The sequence below is a fragment of the Jatrophihabitans sp. GAS493 genome (genome assembly GCF_900230215.1).
In the GTDB taxonomy this organism is placed as follows: domain Bacteria; phylum Actinomycetota; class Actinomycetes; order Mycobacteriales; family Jatrophihabitantaceae; genus MT45.
In genome coordinates, this window is sequence record NZ_LT907982.1 from 1,106,607 (window position 1) to 1,124,955 (window position 18,349).

General features: G+C 65.8%; 15 protein-coding genes. 3 read left to right on the forward strand and 12 right to left on the reverse strand.

Annotated elements, in window-relative coordinates:
- Window positions 1-61 precede the first annotated feature (61 nt).
- Window positions 62-559, forward strand: a complete 498-nt coding sequence (locus CPH63_RS05100; protein ID WP_096304960.1) for a hypothetical protein — start codon at window positions 62-64, stop codon at window positions 557-559.
- Between the two features lie 238 nt (window positions 560-797).
- Here the strand turns inward: CPH63_RS05100 and dnaB are convergent, their stop codons facing one another.
- The 6 genes from dnaB to CPH63_RS05130 all read right to left on the reverse strand — a co-directional run bounded on the left by dnaB (window position 798) and on the right by CPH63_RS05130 (window position 5,700).
- A complete protein-coding gene (dnaB, locus tag CPH63_RS05105; protein ID WP_241895819.1) occupies window positions 798-2,204 on the reverse strand; it encodes a replicative DNA helicase in 1,407 nt (468 codons plus the stop codon).
- 811 nt (window positions 2,205-3,015) lie between these two features.
- Window positions 3,016-3,462: a 50S ribosomal protein L9 gene (gene rplI, locus CPH63_RS05110; protein WP_096301859.1), complete on the reverse strand. Its 447-nt coding sequence runs from the start codon at window positions 3,460-3,462 to the stop codon at window positions 3,016-3,018.
- Between the two features lie 14 nt (window positions 3,463-3,476).
- Window positions 3,477-3,713 (reverse strand): 30S ribosomal protein S18, encoded by a 237-nt coding sequence (rpsR, locus tag CPH63_RS05115; protein ID WP_091352088.1) that lies wholly within the window; start codon window positions 3,711-3,713, stop codon window positions 3,477-3,479.
- 36 nt (window positions 3,714-3,749) lie between these two features.
- Window positions 3,750-4,250 carry a single-stranded DNA-binding protein gene (locus CPH63_RS05120; RefSeq protein ID WP_091352086.1) on the reverse strand — a complete coding sequence of 167 codons (501 nt, stop codon included), beginning with the start codon at window positions 4,248-4,250 and terminating at the stop codon, window positions 3,750-3,752.
- 2 nt (window positions 4,251-4,252) lie between these two features.
- Complete coding sequence (gene rpsF / locus CPH63_RS05125) at window positions 4,253-4,585, reverse strand: 30S ribosomal protein S6 (protein WP_091352083.1); 333 nt, start codon at window positions 4,583-4,585, stop codon at window positions 4,253-4,255.
- Between the two features lie 557 nt (window positions 4,586-5,142).
- Complete coding sequence (locus tag CPH63_RS05130) at window positions 5,143-5,700, reverse strand: YceI family protein (protein WP_096301860.1); 558 nt, start codon at window positions 5,698-5,700, stop codon at window positions 5,143-5,145.
- Window positions 5,701-5,859: 159 nt separating this feature from the next.
- On the opposite strand from CPH63_RS05130, the gene CPH63_RS05135 reads away from it, so the two are divergent.
- Together CPH63_RS05135 and CPH63_RS05140 are read left to right on the forward strand one after the other, a co-directional pair.
- Window positions 5,860-6,345, forward strand: a complete 486-nt coding sequence (locus CPH63_RS05135) for a MarR family winged helix-turn-helix transcriptional regulator (RefSeq protein ID WP_096301861.1) — start codon at window positions 5,860-5,862, stop codon at window positions 6,343-6,345.
- A 70-nt stretch (window positions 6,346-6,415) separates the two neighbouring features.
- A complete protein-coding gene (locus tag CPH63_RS05140) occupies window positions 6,416-7,258 on the forward strand; it encodes a deoxyribonuclease IV (RefSeq protein WP_096301862.1) in 843 nt (280 codons plus the stop codon).
- Here the strand turns inward: CPH63_RS05140 and CPH63_RS05145 are convergent.
- The 6 genes from CPH63_RS05145 to CPH63_RS05170 all read right to left on the reverse strand — a co-directional run bounded on the left by CPH63_RS05145 (window position 7,168) and on the right by CPH63_RS05170 (window position 18,342).
- A complete protein-coding gene (locus tag CPH63_RS05145) occupies window positions 7,168-8,760 on the reverse strand; it encodes a glycosyltransferase family 87 protein (RefSeq protein ID WP_157749289.1) in 1,593 nt (530 codons plus the stop codon). The genes CPH63_RS05140 and CPH63_RS05145 overlap by 91 nt on opposite strands.
- Window positions 8,761-8,901: 141 nt before the next feature.
- Window positions 8,902-11,256: a transglycosylase domain-containing protein gene (locus tag CPH63_RS05150; protein WP_096301864.1), complete on the reverse strand. Its 2,355-nt coding sequence runs from the start codon at window positions 11,254-11,256 to the stop codon at window positions 8,902-8,904.
- A gap of 73 nt (window positions 11,257-11,329) precedes the next feature.
- Entirely contained in the window at window positions 11,330-12,628 is a 1,299-nt protein-coding gene (locus tag CPH63_RS05155) for a hypothetical protein (protein ID WP_157749290.1), read from the reverse strand.
- A 123-nt stretch (window positions 12,629-12,751) separates the two neighbouring features.
- Entirely contained in the window at window positions 12,752-15,289 is a 2,538-nt protein-coding gene (locus CPH63_RS05160) for a glycosyltransferase (protein ID WP_096301866.1), read from the reverse strand.
- A gap of 1 nt (window position 15,290) precedes the next feature.
- Window positions 15,291-16,883 carry a phospholipid carrier-dependent glycosyltransferase gene (locus CPH63_RS05165; protein ID WP_096301867.1) on the reverse strand — a complete coding sequence of 531 codons (1,593 nt, stop codon included), beginning with the start codon at window positions 16,881-16,883 and terminating at the stop codon, window positions 15,291-15,293.
- Window positions 16,876-18,342, reverse strand: coding sequence for a glycosyltransferase family 4 protein (locus tag CPH63_RS05170; RefSeq protein ID WP_096301868.1), 1,467 nt, complete (start codon window positions 18,340-18,342; stop codon window positions 16,876-16,878). Before CPH63_RS05170 ends, CPH63_RS05165 begins: the two co-directional genes overlap by 8 nt.
- Window positions 18,343-18,349: the final 7 nt, after the last annotated feature.

The following is an 18,349-nucleotide window of genomic DNA, read 5'->3' on the forward strand; positions in this document are numbered from 1 at the left end:
TTTCGGGGCCTGCGGGGGTAGCGTGGTCGTCAAATCCGCCGAGACTCTGTCGAGGACAACCATGACTGCGTTGATGATGGCTCTGAGCGACGACGAACTGGCCGTTGTGCGGGAAACCGAATCCAGCGTTCTGTCGGCGATGAACGAGGACGAACTGGTGGATCTCCACACCCGTGTGCGCCGTGCTCGAACGAAGTATGTCGGGCAGTACCGGCGTGCGGCCGCCGAGCGCGTCGCCGGTGCTGGGGGGCGGGGCAAGGCGCGTCCGGCAAATCGACGAGCGGCCGACAAGGCTGAGATCTTCGAAGCAGCGTTGGCGAAGGTCAGCACGGCGCTGGCCAAGGCGGCCCGCAGCAGCGCGGCCGAGTTGAAGGCCGAGCGTCTGGCGGCCGCCCGCGCGGCCCGCGGGACGCCTGCCACGCCACCGGCCAAGAGCACTGGGCCGTCAGCGATGAAGTCGGTGAAGCGTCGGCCGGCGAAGTCGAGCGGACGCAAGAAGCGCGACGCCTCGTCGATCGCGGCCGGCGCCCGTCGCCAAGCCGCCCGCGACGCGCGCTGACGCCACCTGCGTCGGCGCCGAAGAATGGCATCGCCCCACGCTGCCCCACGCCGTGGTTGGGCCGGAGACGCGGCGATCCCCATCGCCCGTCTCCGGCCCATCACCCCCAGCACACCGGCCGCTGACCCCCAGACTTGCGTCCGTCAACAACCGGTACACACAACCGAAGAGTTCCAATTGACCCCAGCCAGCTGGCCTCTCTCCGGTCGCGTCCCCGAACGCCCATCCGTGGGCAGAGCTACTCCGGCATATCCATGAAACGGCTGTAATGGCCTTGAAAACTAACGGGAACGGTCCGGGTCGGGCCGTTACGGTGCTTGGCGATGATCAGGTCGGCCTCGCCCGCACGGGCCGACTCCTTCTCGTACATATCCTCGCGGTGCACCAGGATGACGAGGTCGGAGTCCTGCTCGATGGACCCGGACTCACGGAGGTCCGAGAGCATCGGCTTCTTGTCGGTGCGCTGCTCGGGTCCACGGTTGAGCTGGCTCAGCGCGATCACCGGCACCTCGAGCTCCTTGGCCAGTAGCTTGATCGCGCGGCTGAACTCGCTGACCTCCTGCTGGCGGGATTCGACGCGCTTGCCGGACGTCATGAGCTGCAGGTAGTCGATGACGATCATCTGCAGGTCGTGGCGCTGTTTCAGCCGCCGCGCCTTGGCCCGGATCTCCATCATGGTGAGGTTGGGCGAATCGTCGATGAACAACGGCGCCTCGGCCATCTCGCCGGAGCGACGCGCCATCCGGGTCCAGTCCTGATCGCTCATATGCCCCGAGCGCATGTTGTTCAGCGGGACCGTCGCCTCGGCCGAGAAGAGCCGCATCATGATCTCGAGCTTCCCCATCTCGAGGGAGAAGATGACCGTCGGCTTCTTGTGCTTGATCGCCGACGCCCGGGCGAAGTCCAGTGCGAGCGTGCTCTTACCGCTACCGGGGCGCCCGGCCAGCGTGATCATCTGCCCCGGGTGCAGGCCGTTGGTGAGTTCGTCCAGACGGGCGAACCCGGTGGGGATGCCGAGGCCGACGCCGCCTGAGCTCTGGATGCGCTCCGCCTCGTCGAGGGTTGCCTCCAGCAGGCTGCCGATGACGACGTAGTCCTCGCTGGTGCGGCGCTCGGTGACGTCGTAGACCTCGGCCTGGGCCCGGTCCACCACCTCGTCGACGCTGCCCACGATGTCGGCACTGCCAGAGGCCGTGTCGTAGCCCATCTGCACGATGCGGGTGCCGGCGGTGACCAGCCGGCGCAGCGTCGCCCGCTCAGCCACGATCTGGGCGTAGTAGCCGGCGTTGGCCGCAGTCGGCACCATCGAGATGAGCGTGTGCAGGTACGCCGCGCCGCCGACGCGGGCCAGCTGCCCGATGCGGGTCAGTTCGGCTGAGATGGTGACGGCGTCGGCCGGCTCGCCGCGTCCGTAGAGGTTCAGGACGGCGTCGAAGATGACCTGGTGGGCCGGTCGGTAGAAATCGGTGGGGCGGAGCACCTCGATGACGTCGGCGATGGCGTCCTTGCTCAACAGCATGCCGCCCAGCGCCGACTGCTCGGCGGCGATGTCCTGCGGGGGTGTCCGGTCGTACTCGGTGGGTGCATGCCCACGGGCCCCCGGCGCTGAGGACGGTGACACGCGGGTGTCGTCAGCGAGAACCACGAAGCCGGGCCTTTCGATATGTAGCTGAGGCACTCAGAACGCAGCGCATCGGCCAACCTGCAGAGACACAGGTTGGTTTACGCGCAGGGTCTGACAATTTTCTCGGCTGCGGTGAGCGGGGGCAGCGCATTCGGTGATGCGCTATCTCGAAGAGGACGCTATGCCTGTCCCGCGAGTTTGAGAAACGACCCTGTGGATAACGGTGTGCGCTGGCTGTGCGCAACTTCCAAACACGTTGTTAACAGGTTGTGGACAAGACTGTGCACGCCGAACAAGTTTTCCCCAAACCCCCTGGATTTGCTGGGCTGTGTTCTGCTCAGGGTGTGGACGAAAAATAGTTCGAGATGTTGATCGAGGCAGCCCAAAGGAAGCCCACCAGACCTAACGCAGATTTTATGTCGATTTGACAAGTGTTGAACGGGGCCAAATTGTGGTGTCCGAATTCAACCGCTGTGTGTAATCACGCTTCTGCACTGCGTGGAGCCGATGACTCGACAGAGTGCCGGTGAACGACTCGCAACTGCTGGTCAATCTCTGCATATTCGTCCAGATGGCCAGTCTCGGACCGGTCTGCACACCTGTCCAATCGGCTCTCAGGGACGTCACCTGAGCAATATCCAACAAGGTTGCGCGGCAAACTATTAATTCGGTCCGCTCGTGACGATCCTGCGAATCGGGCGCCCGGGTACGCATAGTGCAGGACCTTCGGACGGGTGGGCTCGCTGGGGAACGCAGAACGGCCCGGCGCCGCCCCCAGATGGGAGCGAGCGCCGGGCCGTCTGGACCAGCTTGTTGCTATCGGGCCGTATCGCTAGCCTGCGGTGACGTTCAGCGGCACCGAGGCCACGACGTCCGGGTGCAGGTCGACGGTGACGACGTGCGAGCCGACCGTCTTGATGTGCCCCGGCAGGTTGATGCGCTTCTTGTCCAGCAGCGGGCCGCCGGCCTTCTTGACCGCCGCGGCGACGTCCGCCGTGGTGACCGAGCCGAAGAGCTTGCCGCCGTTGCCGGCGTGCGCGACCAGCGAGACCGAGAGCTTCTCGAGGTCGGTCTTGATCTCCTGGGCGTGGCCGCGGTCGCGGATCTCCCGGGTGTCACGGGCCCGCTTGATCTGCACGATCTGCTTCTCGGCGCCCGAGGACCACATGATGGCCGCGCCGCGCGGGACGAGGAAGTTGCGGCCGTAGCCGTCAGCGACCTCGACGATGTCGCCGGCGAGTCCCAGACCACTGACTTCGCGGGTGAGGATGAGCTTCATATTCTTCGTCCTCCTTAGCGAGCGGTCGAGGTGTAGGGCAGCAGCGCCATCTCGCGGGCGTTCTTGATCGCCTTGGCGATCTCGCGCTGCTGCTGGGAGCTGACGCCGGTCACCCGACGAGCGCGGATCTTGCCGCGGTCGGAGATGAACTTGCGCAGCAGGGTGGTGTCCTTGTAGTCGATGTAGCCGATCTTTGCGGTGACCAGCGGGTTCGACTTCTTCTTCGGCTTGCGAATGGGTGGCTTTGCCATGGTGATTCTCCGTTAATTCTTGCTGGGAAGTGAGATTTAGAAGGGGGGCTCGTCAGAGAGACCGCCGGCCGGCGGTGCTGAACCCCATGGGTCGTCGGCGGGCTCGTTCGAGCGTCCGCCACCGGAGCCGAAGCCACCGGATGACCCTCCGCCGAAACCACCCTCGGAGCCCCGCGATGAGCGGTTCACCTTGGCGGTTGCGTAGCGCAGCGACGGGCCGATCTCGTCAACTTCGAGTTCGACGACCGTGCGCTTCTCGCCTTCCTTCGTCTCATAGGAACGCTGCTTGAGCCGGCCGGTGACAACGACGCGGGTGCCGCGGGTAAGCGACTCGGCGACGTTCTCGGCGGCCTGGCGCCAGATCGAGCAGCGTAGGAACAGCGCTTCGCCGTCCTTCCACTCGTTGCTGGCCTTGTCGAGGGTGCGAGGCGTCGAGGCAACGGTGAAGTTGGCGACAGCAGCCCCGGACGGGGTGAAACGCAGCTCCGGATCGGCGGTGATGTTGCCGATGACGGTGATGACGGTTTCGCCGGCCACCCTTAGACCGCCGCAGCCTTGATCTTCGCCGGCTTCTGCGGAGTCGGGCGCAGCACCTTGGTGCGGAGCACGGACTCGTTGAGGTTGAGCTGGCGGTCGAGCTCGAGCACGGATGCCGGCTCGGCCTGCAGATCGATGACGGCGTAGATGCCTTCGGTGTGCTTGTTGATCTCGTAGGCGAAGCGACGCTTGCCCCAGATATCAACCTTCTCGACGGTGCCGCCGTCATTTCGCACGACGCTGAGGAACGTGTCCAGCGACGGAGCGACGGTGCGCTCGTCAAGGTTCGGGTCGAGAATGACCATGACTTCGTAATGGCGCGTAAGGCTTGCCATACTTCGGCCTCCTATGGGCTAGTCGGCCGCAGACGATCTGCGGCAGGAGGGTGCCCGACGTTGGATCAGACACAGGGGTCGGACGTCGAGCAAACAACCTTTACAGAGTACCCGTAGCGCGGCTGAACCACGAAATCGTCGGGGTCTGCGCTGAACTCTGTCCCGGGGGGCGTCGGTTGGGCCGGGTGGTTCGACGCTGTGCGGAGCAAGCTGCAGTGGGCGGCGCGACGGAAGCGGGTGGTCGGTGGTCTCTCGCCCGATCTAACGGAATCTAGTCTCTCTGCTAGATAGGCGCATAGTCCTCTATCGAACCGGCTTTTCACCCGGACTTGCCGGCTTCGGGCTGCAGATCGGCAATTCCATGCGAAGAGTGGTCGGACGCCGCGCAGTCGCTTCGTCCGGGCAAGCGATGGCCCGAAACGTGGACGCGGTCAGGCCCACTTCTTCACGCGAACAAGAAGGGCCCGACCCGTCCGCCGCGCAGTCCCCCCGGATAGCGCAAGCTGGACGAGTCGGGCCCGTCTGAGGCTGATGTTGAGCCGCTGACGCGGCGCAGATCAGACAGTCTTGATGGCGGATACGTCGAACTCGAGGGTGATCTTCTCGGAGACGAGCACGCCGCCCGCGTCGAGCGCAGCGTTGAAGTTGATGCCGTAGTCGCTGCGGTTGAGCGTGGTCTTGCCTTCGAAGCCGGCGCGCAGGTTGCCGTACGGATCGGTGGCGACGCCGTTGAACTCCCACTCGACGGTGACGGACTTGGTGACGTCCTTGATGGTGAGGTCGCCGGTGACCTTGTACTCCGAGTCACTGACCTTCTCGACCGAGGTGGACTTGAAGGTGATCTTCGGGAAGGTCGGGGCGTCGAAGAAGTCGTTGGTGCGCAGGTGGCCGTCGCGCTGCTCGCTGGCGGTGTTGACGCTGACGACGTCGATGCTGATCTCGGCGCTCGAGGCGGCCGGGTTCTCCACGTCGAGGTGCAGGCTGCCCTCGAACGACTCGAACTGGCCGCGGACCTTGGTCACCATGGCGTGGCGGGCGACAAAGCCGAGACGGGAGTGCGCGGCGTCGATGGTGTAGTCGCCGGTGACGGTGGAGGCGTTCACTGCGGTGGTCATTTCTTCTCCTGAGAGTTGTTGTTGACTGGTTGTGTGTGCAGGTCGGGCGTGAGCGGCCCTCACGAACGGAGCCCGACCCGGCGAAGCAGGTTGTTGATCTGTCAACAATATTACACCAGATTGATGACGTGTCAACAACATCCGGCTATAGTGGTTGACATGACCAAACCAAGGTGGCTCAACGAGCAGGAGGCCTGCATGTGGCGATCGTTCCGTCTCATGTGGATGCGCCTGGATCAGGCGGTCGAGCAGCAACTGAGCACCGAGTCAGGGCTGTCGGGCGCAGACTACGCCCTGCTGGTGCCACTGTCGGAGGCCACCGAGGACGGCCTGCGGGCCCGGGACCTGGCTCGCGGGGTGAGCTGGGACCGCAGCCGCCTCTCCCACCAACTGCGCCGGATGCAGGAACGCGGTCTCGTTGAGCGCCGCGAATGCCCGACCGACGCCCGCGGCACGATCTTCGCGCTCACGCCGGCCGGGCGTGAGGTCATCGAACGGGCCGCTCCTTCGCACGTCGAGACGGTGCGCGAGGTATTCGTCGACGTGATGACGCCAGATGAGATCGCCACCCTCTCCGCCATCTCGCAGCGGGTGCTGAGCCGCCTGGACGCGAAGACCCTCGCGCCACACGTTGTGGGGAGTTAAGTTCCCGGAATCCGGGAAGAAGACTCCCCAAGCCGGAGGAGTTCGGGGGTACGGCAGTAGCCTCGCAGCTATGAGTGAGAAGAGCCTCCCCGGCACCGCGATCGGAGCCCACGTCGATTCGGTTGACCCGCTGTCGGCGGCCCGAGCCAACGGCGCCGAGGTGATCCAGTTCTTCCTCGCCGATCCGCAGGGCTGGAAGGCTCCGAAGCCGCATGAACTGCAGGCCGAGATTCAGGCCAGCGATCTCACCGTCTACATCCACTCGCCGTATGTGCTGAACCTGGCGACAACCAACAACCGCATCCGCATCCCGAGCCGCAAGATCCTGGCCCAGCACGCCGCCGGCGCAGCGGCGATCGGCGCGAAGGGGCTCATCGTGCACGGTGGGCACCTCGGCAAGGACGAGGACCCGGCGATCGGCGTCGACAACTGGCGCAAGGCCTTCGTCCAGGCCCAGGACGACAACGGCGGGTTTCCGCTGCCGATCCTCATCGAGAACACCGCCGGCGGCTCCAACGCCGTGGCCCGCCGGTTCGACCGGCTGGCCCGGCTCTGGGACGCCATCGGTGACTTCAACCCGGGGTTCTGCCTGGATACCTGCCACGCGTTCGCCGGCGGAGAGGACCTCGACGGCATCGTCGAACGGGTGCGGGGCATCACCGGCCGGATCGATCTGGTGCACGCCAACGACAGCCGCGACGCCTTCGACTCCGGCGCCGACCGGCACGCGAACTTCGGCGCCGGGAGCATCGATCCGGCGCAGATCGCCGCCATTGCCACGGCGGCCGGCTGTGACGTGCTGGTGGAGACGCCGGCCGAGGGTCAGTCCGAGGACATCGGCTTCTTGAAATCGGCGCGTGAATCCGCACTCGCGTCAGCTGGGCCGTCTTCGTCGGAGTCGGCCCGGGCCTGAGCCCGGGCGTCGGCGCTGGCCTCGTAGCGGACCTGCGCCCGGGCTGCGGCCCGCTCCCGGTAGGCACGCAGGGCGAAACCGTCGGCCCAGTAGTCACGCACGTTGTCGAAGACGCCACCGCCGGGATCGTCCAGGCCATGCTGGCGGACGACGTCGTGCTCGGGCCGCAGAATGTCGCGTACGACCAGGCCCATCAAAGCGATAAGGGCGGCGTCGCGGATTAGTACCACCGTCATCAGCGGCCCGTAGTCGATGCCCTTGTTGTTGGTGCCCATCAGCCAGAGCAGGAAGCTGATCCAGACGGCGATCTCGCTGAACTGCCAGAGCAACGCGGCGCGCCACCGGGGCCGGGCCAGTGCCACCAGCGGCAGCAGCCAGAGCGAGTACTGCCGGCTCCAGATCTTGGTGGTGAGCAGGAAGATCGCCACGGCCAGGAACGCCAACTGTGCCACCCGGGGCTTTCGGCGGGCCAACAGCCCGACCGCGGCGACCGCGGCCAGCCCGAGCATGACCACGATTGCCACCAGCAGGCCCGGCGGCTTCCAATCCTGATAGGACGGGTCGAGGCCCGCGGTGGCCAGGTGATGCACGATGTACCAGAGCGTGTCGGCCTCAGTCGAGCGCTCGACGTTGAAGTCGAAGAATCCGCGCCAGCCGGTGTTGTAGGCGATCGCGATAGGCAGATTCACGACCAGCCAGGCCGCCGCCGCAGCGCCGACGGCCCACACCGCCGGCCGATAGCGGCGGGTGCGAATCGCCAGCACGACTATCGGCAGCAGCAGCAGCACCGGGTACAGCTTCGCCGCAGTACCGAGGCCGATGAGGACACCAGCCAGGGCCGGTTGTCGCCGCGACCAGGCCCAGAGCGCGCAGCTGGCCAGCGCGATCGCCAGCAGGTCCCAGTTGGTGAAGGCGTGGAAGACCAGCAGCGGGCTCACGGCGAAGATCGCCGCGTCATACGGCCGCCGCCCGGCCGCCTGAGCCGTCGCCGCGACCGCGAGCAGCGCGCAGGCGGCCAGCAGCAGCGAAGTGAGCATGCCGAAGAGCGAGCTCTCCGCGTTGTCGGGCAGCAGGTGGTGCACGGCGTAGGTCAGCAGTGCGGTGACGTACATGAACGCGCCGGTGAGCACCGGGTACTCGTTCACCTGATCGCGGTACGGGACCGCGTGGACGTCGAAGCGTTCGGTGCTCCAGAGCGGGATGACGTCGCTGTAGCAGGCGTGCGTGTACTGGAGGTTGCTCGTCCAGTTGCCGCTGGCGCAGGGCGACTTCTGGGCAAAGCCGAGAACCAGCGTGATCGACGCCAGCGCCAGCAGCACCCTGATCGGCGACCACCAACCGGAGTTCCCGGCGTGCCGGCCCCACGGGCCACCGAGCGCGCCAGTGGCCTTGGCCACGGTGGTGTCTATCCAGCTCGGTGGCGGCTGTTCGATCTCCGGGGCGGAGGGGCTGGTGGGCAACTCGGGCGGCGGCACGGTCTCGCCGGCCTCAGGAGTCGTCACCTTCGAATCGTCGCACGCGGGATGACCGAGGCCGCGACGGACCATCGCCCAGCCCGCCGCAGTCCGCTTCAGCCCGTCTCAGTCCGCCTCGAGCCAGCCTCAAGCCAGCCTCAAGCCACCGCCGGTCTGCCCCCGGCTCAACTAGCCGCCGACGGCGGCTGTCTGCTGGGCGCCGGTCGGCACGGCCGGCGTCGGCGTCGGCTGCGGTGTCGGCTTCGGCTTCGGGGTGACGACCGGCTTGGGAGTCGGGGTCACCACCGGCTGCTGGGTCGGCACGGGGGTGGGGGTCGACCGGGTCGCCGGGGTCGGCGACGGGGTGCTGCTCGGAGTGGTCGAGGGAGCCGGGGTCGGCGTCGGCGTGCTGGCCGGGATCGCGCCGTTCTCGCTGATCTCCTGCTTACTGGCCAACGGCAACTTCGGCTTGCCCTTCAGGTACGCGTCCATGAACGCCTTCCACGTCTTCCCCGGCAGGTCGGAGCCGTACTCGGGCTTGCCCGCGGCGTTGAAGATCGAGGAGTTGTCGCCACTGCCGACCCAGACCGCCGCGCTCACCTGAGGCGTGTAGCCGACCGTCCAGGCGTCGGAGTTGTCCGTCCCGCCGACGCCCTTGTTGTTCCCCTCGGTGCCTGTCTTGGCGGCCGAGGCCCGCCCGTCCGCGAGGCCGAAGCCGCTGTAGGAGGCGATCGGCTCCAGCGTCATGGTGACGTCGTTGGCGACCTTCGCGTCGACCCCCTGGGTGGTGCTGGCGGTGTGCTTGTAGAGGGTGTTGCCGGCCAGGTCGGTGACGCTGGTGACCAGGTAGGGCGAGTTGGCCTTGCCGGCGTTGGCCAGCGTTGCGTAGCCGGCTGCCATGTCGATCGGACGAACTGGGTACCCGCCGATGCCGATGCCGAAGTTGGTGCTTCCGTCGGGCTCCTGCAGGGTGTTCTTGCCGCCGAGGGTGCGGGCGACACCGAGGTTGTAGGCGGTCTCGGCCACCTTGTCCGGCCCGGCACTGTTGGCCATCAGGTCGAAGGTGGTGTTCAGCGAGTACTTCATCGCGGTGGCCACCGGGATCAGCGCGCGGCTCTTGGTCTTGTCGCCCGGGTCGTTGTGAATGGTCACACCGGTGCCCGGAATCTCGGCCGCGAAGCTGCCGTTGACCAGCGAGTTGATCGCGGTCGGCGGGTTGCCGGTGCCATTCAGCGTCTGGGACAGGGCGGTCGCGAGGACGAACGGCTTGAAGGTGGAGCCCGGCGGGCGCACGCCGTCGCCGGCGTAGTCGAAGGTGTCGGGCTGGCCGGCGTAGTCAGTGCCGTTGGGGCCGCCGTAGTAGGCGATCACGCCGCCGTCACTGGGGTTGATCGCGACCAGTGCGTTCTTCATGTTCTTCTGCTTGGCCGTCAGCTTGCTGAACGTCGTCGTGATCGCGCGCTGGGCGGCGGCCTGGGCGTTGCGGTCGATCGTGGTCTTGATGATCAAGCCGCCGGCCTGAACCTGTTCGGCGGAGAGGCCGTGCGCCTCCACCTCGGCCGTCACGGCGCGGGCGATGAGGGCGTTCGGTCCGCTGAAGGTCATGTCCGAGGGCGGGATGGTGGCCGGGAACTTGGTCGCCGCCGCCGTCTCGGTGTCGAGGTGCTTCGTCTCGACCAGGCCCTCGATGACGTAGTCCCAGCGGGCCTTCGACTCGGTCGGGTTGTTGGCCGGGTCGTAGTACGTCGGTGAGCGCAGCACGGCGGCCAGCAACGCACTCTGGGCGACGTTCAGCTTGGCCGCGGTGGTGTTGAAGTACGCCTTCGCCGCGGCCTCTACCCCCCATGCCCCCCGACCGAAGTAGACGGTGTTCAGGTAGTACTCGAGGATCTCGTCCTTGGTGTAGTTGCGGGCCAGTTTCACCGATATCGCGATCTCACGCAGTTTCCGGCTCAGTGTCCGGTCGCTGTTGAGGTACGCGTTCTTGACGTACTGCTGGGTGAGCCCCGATCCACCCTGGGTGTCTCCGCCCTTGATGTCATTGAGGACGGCCCGCCCGATGCCGCTGATCGAGACACCGGGCTCGCTGTAGAAGTTACGGTCCTCGGCGGCGATGACGGCCCACTGGACATTCTTGGAGACCTGGTCGAGGGTGACCAGGGTCCGGTTGGTACCCGATTGCGCGAGCACGGAACCGTCGGAGTACTCGATCGTCACCAGCTGGTTGTTGATGCTCTCCTGGCGGGGGACGTCGCTGAGGCGGTAGACGGCGAAGACCGAGACGACCATGAGCAGCGCCAGCCCGGCCAGCAGCCAGGTGCCGATGACGCCGAAGCGGCGCCCCACCCGCTTGGGGCGGGACATGGCGGCGATCCGGCGGCGCTTGCGCAGCCGCCGGGCGGCCCAGGCGTCCGGCAGGTACTTGTCGAAGAAGCGTGGTTTCGGCGTCTTCGCGCTCGCGGTACGGGTCGTTGGACCGAACTCAGAGCTCGCGCCCCCGCCGCTGCCGGCCGGTCGGTTGGACGGCCCCTCGTGATCAGTCATCGCTGAACGACGCTACCGAGGACGCCCTGAGAATCGCCAATGCCTCTTGGCGCTCTCTTGGCCGGGGTCGGCGTCAGCCGCGCAGTCCGGCCAGCAGTGCCGGCAGCGTCACGCCGGCTCGGCCCTGCTCGACCATCGACCCCGACATGTACATGACGCCGGTGAGTCCGTCCGCCTTCGCGCGCTTTACGGCGAGGGAGAGGGCGAGCGGACCGCCGCCGCCAGTATTCTCGCCGGCGACTGGGAGGGCGTACTGCTTGGCCAGTGAGGCCAGGTAGTCGATCGGGGGGACTTGCGCGGCGGTGCTGCCCTGGGCGGGAGCGTCTAGCCACGTGCAGTAGACCGTGCCGTTGATGTGTGCTGCGGAGATGGCCGCCACCTGCGCCGGCCAGTCGAGACCGGAGCTGATCATGCCGTTGATCTCGGCGTTAGTTGAACCGCGATTGCCGGCGGTGATCGCGGCCTCAGTCATCCCCGGCCGCAGTCCCCACGATGGAAACAGGATCTCCTGGTTCAACGAGCCGAAGGCGGCCGCTACTGTCTTCATCAACCAGGTTTCGTACCCGGTCAGGCTGTCGTAGTAGAACTTCAACGAGGCCCGCGCCTGGGTCGCCGACGTGACGCCGGTGCCGACCGTCGGCCGCCAATTGGGGTACGGCGACTGGGCTAGGGCGGTGGCGTCGTAGTCCCAGAGCAGATTCGAGTGTCCGTTGTAGGTGGCCGGCGGGTAGCGAAGCTCGCCCGACAGCAGCCCGCCCACTCGAACCGTCGCGAAGTTCTTCGGCCCCAGCGCGGCAGCCACGTGGGCGATGTACTGCTGCTGGGCTGATCGCACCTGCTGATTGAAGACGGCATTTGGCACGTCCTGTGAGAGTGGGCCGTGCCACGCGTCGCCGTACTGATCGACGAATCGGGTCGCGCCCGGCAAGTCGAAGACCCACGACGGAGGGTATTGCAGACCCAGATCGAGCACGATGTGATAGCCCGCGTTTCGCAGGACAGTCAGCCGGGCGACCACCAACCCGATCTCGTAGCTGCTGAAGACACCCGGCTTCGGTTCGATGCTGTCCCAGCCCAGCCCTAGGGTCATCCGGGTCACTTGGCCATGGGCGAGGGTTGCTATCTGGTCGGTGGTCGGAGCGATGAGTCCGAACCACGGCGCCGTGGGGGTGATCGCAGGTTTGGCCGCCGGCGTTGGGGTCGGCGACGAAGTAGCTGCGACAGCGATAGTGGCGACTGCTGGAGTGGCGACGGGAGAGACAGAAGCCGGGGAGGCGAGTGCTGAGGCGGCGCCGCGCTCGGATCCGACTCCGAGGGCCAGGATTCCGAGAACCAGCCCGGCACGACGAAGCAGGTCAGCACGTCCGCGCAACCGGGGATCCATGGGTGCCCTTCTGGTGCAGTTTCAACCCAGCGACATTCCCCAATCCAATGTATGACCGCCGACTGACCGCTGCAACTCGAGCACGGTCGGCGACTGAATATTGCTGCGCGGCTACCGAGCGCCGCGTGATGCCTCCAGCGCATTGAAATATGCTCGTTCCTGGTCCAACGCGATCGAGTCCCAGTCAAACTGACGGGCAAAGATCCGACCCTGTTCACCCATCGCAGCAACCCGTTCGGTGTCCGAGTAGAGGGACAGCAACTCGGCGGCGAAGCGGCTGACCTCGAAGGCGGGCACGAGAACGCCGCAGTCGTCAGGGATGACGGCGCGTAGACAGGGAATGTCAAAGGCGATCACCGGTGTGCCGCTAGCCAGCGCCTCCACGGCGACGATCCCGAACGTTTCGAATCGCGACGGCATCGCCACTACCCGGGCCTCGCCCAGCAGTCGATGCTTGACCTCCCCGTCGACCCGACCGACGAAGACGACCCGATCCCTGATTTGCAGGGAATCGACCAACGTATGTAGGCGCTCCTGGTCTGGGCCGACCCCAGCGATCAGCAGTCGACCTCGAAGCTGCGGGGCCACCTGGGCGTAGGCCTGCAGAAGCAGATCGATGCCCTTCTGAGCGGTCTCCAGACGCCCCATGAACAGCACATCCTCGCCGGTCTGGAAGTCGTAATCGAAGATGTCGCGGTCGACACCATTCGCGATCACGTCGACGTGCGCCTTCGGTCGAGAGTCGAGAATCTTCGCTCGCATGTCCTCCGAAACCGTGACGAACCGGTTGTAACAGCGCAGCCCGAGCCACTCGAAGATGAAGAACGGTAACTTGTACTGCCTCGACTTCTCTTTGGCGTTTAGCCACTGCACCAAGGCGAGCGTCGGCCGCTGGGTCCAGAGCGGCATGAGGATGCTCGACAGCGGGGCAGCGAACTCTTCGACTACGAGATCGGCCTGGTATTTGCGGGCCGCGAACGGGAGCACGGCAAAGTAGCTCATCAGGCTGGGGAAGTATCCGATTGGAAGTCCGATCGGCACGTAGCGCACACCGTCTTCGACGCGCTCGGTCGCGCCGTTGTAGTTCGTCGTCAGCACCGTTATCGCGTGCCGGTCGGCCAGGCGTCGATTGACCTCTCGATTGCGCAGTGACCCGCCGCCACTGCCCTCTCGTCGATGATCCTCGAAGCCGAGGTGAAGAATCCGCATGGCGTTACCTTGGTCAGTCGGGCTTCCGTCGGGACGGGGCGAGCGAGCTGGCGCGTCCGGGGCGACAGCGATTGATTTCCTGAAGAACACGCGATAAGTCTGCACTGCGAGCAGCACCGTGCTCAGCCCCACCCATAGCAGCGGGCTCGTCCGGCTGATGCTTAGCGCAGCCACCACAGCAGCGCCGAAGATCCAGAAGGAACCGAGCGGGAGAAGCGAGACCCGCCACCGGCGCCGACAGTCGATAAGCAGCAGCAGAACGCTGGATGCAGCGCCGATCATTGCGCCGCTGGCGATGCCGGTGAGTCCGGCCCAGTGCCAGCCGAGCGGCACCGCGACCAGCGAGACAACCAGTCCGAGCGACTGGCGCAGCAGCGCTGGCCGGTAGACGGCGCGAGCCTGGTAGAAAGTTGAGACCAACTCGATGAGTCCAATGAGGAAGCCGGATGCGGCCGTGTAGGGCAGCACATCCGCGACCCGGTCAAATCCCGCTGGGAAGAGAAGCGAGATTACGGACAGCGGCAAGGTGGCGACCACGCACGCGAAGGGCACTGCGATGCGAAGGTAGAGCTGCACCGAGACGTCCAGCAGGGCACCCTCGCGCAGTTGTCGCTTGGCGATCAGCGGGAACGCGACTATCGCGATCGCACCGCCCAGAAATAAGGGGATCCGAGAGAGGATCATGCTGGCCTGGTAGCTGGCGGCTTCGGACGGAGAGGTCGCCAACACCGCGACCAGGACGACGTCGACCGAGGCCAACACCGATACGAGGCCCTGAATCGAGGCGACGCCGAAGATGTCACGCCAGACGGCGAGCCCGGTGACTGACCAGGATCGGAACAGCGGTCCGATGTCGGAGCGCATCAATACGAAGCCGGTGACGACGATCGCGGCCGACCCGAGTCCGAAGCCGCCGAGCGCGCCGGCCGCCCCAGCCCCGAGGCCGATGAGAGAGAGCCCTGAAGCTATCTTGACCGCGGGCTCGAGAACCTTGGTGGAGGCGAGCAATCCGAACCTCTGAGTGCCCTGAAGCCAGCCGCCGGCGGTGGAGGCGACGAAGATCGAAAAGGCGCTGATGGCCAGTACCAGCGAACTGGTCGAATCGGCGAACGATTGACCGATGACGTAGAGGATGAAGCCGGCCACCGTGCCCTGGACGGTGTTGATCAGCAGTGCGAACTTGACGATTCGCTGACGTCCGGTCCGATCGAGCGTCGTCGATGCCAGCTGCTTAGCCAGAATCCAGGGGATGGAGGAGACGGCGACGGTTCCCGCCGTGAGTAGCAGGGCCTGGCCGGCGGCAAAGATCGCGTACTCCTCGGGTGCGAGAAGTCGGGTCAGGGCGAATGAGTACGCGTAGTTGATGACACCAACGACGAAGGTCGAAAGGGTGAGCCAGCGCGCGCCGACGGCCAGCGCTGAAGGTGCTTCAGATGCCATCTCAGTGAGATCCGGCTGTCAAGGCTCGGACGTCGAAGAGGATGAGATCTCCATCGCTGCGCGAGTGGGCGACGAAGACCGGATCCGCGTTCGCCTGCAGATACCGGAGGAATTCCGGGCTCCCCTCTCCGTATCCCTGCCGGACGAGCTCGGTGTTGAGCAGGATGTAGTCGGCGTGATTCTGCTTCAACGCCTCGGCGGTCGACCACCTACCGATGACTACGTCCTTGAGCAGGAATTGAGCCGAGAACTCGGTGACCGATACTCGACTCCCAGCGGCAACGTGCGTCGGCTCCCACCGGAAGAACTGCGCGTAGAGGTTGTTGTCGCTGCGGTGAATGCGAGACCAGGCGGCGGAGTCGAAGAGGAGCAGCACAAGCAGGATCGCGCTCCAGAGCGTCCGCGCAACCCTGTCCAGTCGGTCCTGCCGGAGGCGGTGAACAACCGCGGCGATCGCCAGCACGCAGGGAACCAGCGTTATGTAGTACATCTGTTCTTCGAGCGACCCGATGGCCATCGCGTAGGTGAGGTATCCGCAGGCGGCCACGGTCCAGACACAGACCAGCGACCGCACTGCTTCGCGGGGCGTTGTCGGCTCGCTGCGCTCCCACAGACGCTGTCGCCGAATGAGCATCAGCGCGCTGACTCCGCCTGCGAAAAGCAGGAGATACGTGCCGGCCAGGTCGCCGAGATTGGCCAGTAGTCGATCAGCGAGGGAGACGTGCGTGGTCGCGGCGTTGAATCCGGTCGTCTGCTGAGTACCGACCAGGCGCGATATGCCGCTGGTGTGTGCCGTCCACCACGGGGCGAAACCCGTGGTGAGCCAGACCGTCAATGTCGACGTGGCGTAGATCGCCGACCCGATACCGAGAACGGTCAGCGGGTTGCGCCGCGGCCCGGCGGCTCGGCAGAGGGCAGCTAGGCCCAGGGTCGCCGCGAGGACCAGACCGAACGTCTCCTTACTGCAGAACGCGGCGCCGCAACTCACCCCGGTGAGCAGGGTGAGGATGGTGCGTAGACGGTTGGAGCCGTCGCGCGGCCGACCGAAGGTGGTGGCGAGAAGGGCGAGGAGAAGCACGGTGAGACAGACGAAGAACTGAGCCTCAGCCTCCAGCATTACTCGACTGTCAAAAGAGATCTGGAATGGGTCAAGGGCGATGACTGCCGCTACGCCCAGCGGGAGTGCCCGTGAATCAGTAAGGCGCCTGGCCAGCAGATAGCTGAGCACCACCGTCAATGATCCGAAGACGACAGGCACCGGGCGTAGCGCGAAGATGACGTCTTGGGGGTGGCCGTGAAGCCCGAAGAGACGCACAACAGCACCGAGCGTCAGGAAGACCATCGGAGGGTGCAGGTCGAAGGGGGCTCCGTATGATGTCAACCCATGGCCGGATGCAAGATTCGTCGCGATCTCGGAGTAAGTGACCTCGTCTATGAACATGTTGTAGGCGGATTTCAGGTGCAGCAGCCGGATCGTCAGGGCTAGTAGGAAGATCGGCACGCCCCAGACGATTGGCGCCGGTGAACGGCGTGGTGCTGGGGGCAGCGTGGCTGAGACGCTGTGCTTGCTGCGGGCTGGTCGGAGGTCAGTCACGGTCGGTGGAGGCTGCTTCCACTACGCCATTGATACCTGCCGTGCCGTTGCGTGTCTCCATGAAGTCTGGGCCTCGAGCAACTCGGATCGAGATCTCCGGTCGGTCGTCACTGGAAGGGAGGCCGATCCGGGCGAGAATGGACGGGACGCTCAGCGTGTCGGCCCCGGCCAGGAAGAGCGAGATCCCTGACGCATCGTTGGCCACCCGGTCCTCGTGGCGCAGCGTCGGTGACCAATTGACCGGCACGTACTCCTGTGGAACGTGGACTACCACGCCGAGGTCACTCCAGGTTCGTCGATCTTGGCGGGCGAGTTCGAGCCGCGCGTCCTCGGCGAGCAACGCGTGATCGATTTTCTCACCCATCTGCGCCCAGGTGAAGTTGGCGGCCCATGCCCGGCACGAGACCTGCATGTCTCGCTCCGTTGTCTCGTTCTGCAGTTCGTTCAGGGCGTTCTCCGCGGCTGCGGCCAACGGGCTTCCCTCCGGCGCCAGCCATCCGGTGACGCCGTCCCGGATCGAATCCCGCAGACCCGGGCGGTCAAAGGCCAGTACCGGTGTGCCGAAGGCGTTGGCCTCGATGACCGACAGTCCCCAGCCCTCGCCGGAGGAGGCGTTGATGCAGAGCCACGAAGCGGCCAGAAGCTCGTCTCGGGAACGGTTCGAACACTGCGAATGGAACGTGACCGAGCTCCCGACCCCGAGACGCTTGACGATGTCCCGAAGCGCGTCCAGCTCCGGTCCGGAGCCGACGATGTTCAGCTTTAGCTGCGGGTATTGGCGCAGCAGCCCGGGCATTGCCTCAATGACGAGGTTAGTCCGCTTATGCGGAACGAGGCGCCCGACGGTGACGATCGACGGGTGCTCGGTCCGCTGCACCACGGCGGCGAGCGCCCCCGCTGGACGTGAGCCCGGCGGCACCACACGCATCTCACCCTTTAGTGCGAGCTGCTGACGAGCCAGGTGCCGGGTTGACGGCGATACCGTGATGATCGAACGCCGGCGGTACACCAGCCGAGATCCCGTCGACTCCAACCAACGGCCGAAGGTGGCCATCGGGGCTGGAAAATACTGCCCGAACTGCTCCTGGTGAACGTGATGCAGGAGCAGCAGGATCGGTGTGCGGCGGGGCAACGCAAGTGGAGTGAAGAATGGAATGCCGTTCTGTGAGTCGATCACGGCGGAGACCCGGCGACGATTTCGCACCAGCCACAGCAGCGCGGCGGCATAGACGGTGAACTGCCCGCCTGACCGGCGGATGGTGTAGCCGTTGACTACTTCGGTCCTGCGCTGCCCGTCGACATGCGCGGCCAGAAGCAGCACGTCCTCGCCCTGCTCCGCGAAGTGCGCCGCCAACTCCTCGCACACCACCTCGGCGCCGCCGGCTTGTGGATGCTTCAAGTCGCGCCAGTTCGTGATGACCAGAACCCCGGGCCGGCGGCTGCGCAGGACCACCGGCATCAGGCGG